Below are 1,479 nucleotides of genomic sequence, written 5' to 3'. Positions count from 1 at the left end.
AGACAGGAAGATATCGTAATCGGAAGTCCAATCAGTGGAAGAACGCATAGAGATACCGAAGGAATGCTAGGTATGTTCGTTAATACGTTAGCCATGAGAGGAAGACCAGAGAAAGAGAAGCGTTATGAAGACTTCCTGTTAGAAATGAAAGAAGTATGTCTTAAGGCATATGAAAACCAGGAATACCCATTTGAGGAATTGGTAGAAGAGGCTCAAGTTCAAAGAGATATGTCAAGAAATCCATTATTTGATGTGATGTTAGTATTACAGAATAATGAAAAAGCAGAACTGAGTTTAGAAGGAACAGAGGCAGAAGGAGCAGGTCTTGTAAGCACCGTAGCTAAGTTTGATTTGACCTTTAACGTGGCAGAATATGAAGGCCAGTATGGTGTTGTGTTAGAGTATTGTACCGCATTATTTAAGGAAGAGACTGTAACACAGATTTTGAAACATTATGAAGAAGTATTAAGACAGGTAGTTGAACGACAAGATTGTCTGCTTGGACAAATAGAGATGGTGATAGAGAACGAAAAGCAAAAAATCCTTCATGACTTTAACGCAACCAAGACAGAGTATCCGAGAGAGAAGACGGTAGTTGAACTGTTCGAAGAACAGGCAGCTAAAACACCAGATCAGATCGCTTTAGTCTTCGAAGGAGAAGAAGTAAGCTACCGAGAGCTGAATGAAAGAGCCAATGTGTTAGCTCATAAGTTAAGAGAGCTGGGCGTAAAACCAGATGACTTCGTAGCGATCATGTCAGAAAGAAGTATCGAGATGATCGCCGGAATTTACGGAATCATCAAGGCTGGAGCCGCTTATGTACCAATCGATTCAACGTATCCAGAAGAAAGAATCGCGTTTATGTTGGAAGACTGTCAGCCAAAGGCCATATTACTTTACGGGGCAGAGTATGAAACCGATATTACAAAGATTGACTTAAAAGAAGCAGGAACTTGGGAAGGAAATATCCAGAATCCAGAGAAGGTCAACAAAGCGGAAGACTTGATCTATTGTATCTACACTTCCGGAACAACAGGTACACCGAAGGGTGTTTTAGTAGAGCATCATGGTGTCGTTGCAATAAACCAATACTTTAAAGAATTGTATAAAATTACAGAAAAAGATGTTATATTACAATTTGCTAACTATATATTTGACGCGTCTGTATGGGAAATGACAATGGCATTATATAATGGAGCAACATTATTATTAATCCCATCCAATAAAGTGCGAGGTGTAGATGAGTTTGAACAGTATGTTTCAAATAAAAAGGCAACAGTAGCATTACTTCCACCACAATATTTCCGTCAGATAAAACAAAATTTGTTTAGAGTATTAACGACTGGTGGTTCTGCAACAAGTAAGGAATTGGTTGAGCAGATTGGAGATAAAGAACGATATATTAACGCATATGGTCCAACGGAAAATACAGTACTTGCGACACATTGGGAGAAAGAAAATGATAAAGAGGTACCAGAG

1 protein-coding gene is annotated in these 1,479 nt (G+C 38.7%); it reads left to right on the top strand.

Annotated features, from left to right (window positions below; translation table 11 throughout):
- A partial coding sequence (locus ABE34_RS12585; RefSeq protein WP_197142912.1) for a non-ribosomal peptide synthetase occupies positions 1-1,479 on the top strand: 1,479 nt, incomplete at both ends.

Source organism: Lysinibacillus sphaericus (assembly GCF_015844675.1).
Classification (GTDB): domain Bacteria; phylum Bacillota; class Bacilli; order Bacillales_A; family Planococcaceae; genus Lysinibacillus; species Lysinibacillus sphaericus_E.
This window is presented reverse-complemented; position numbering and strand designations above follow the sequence as displayed.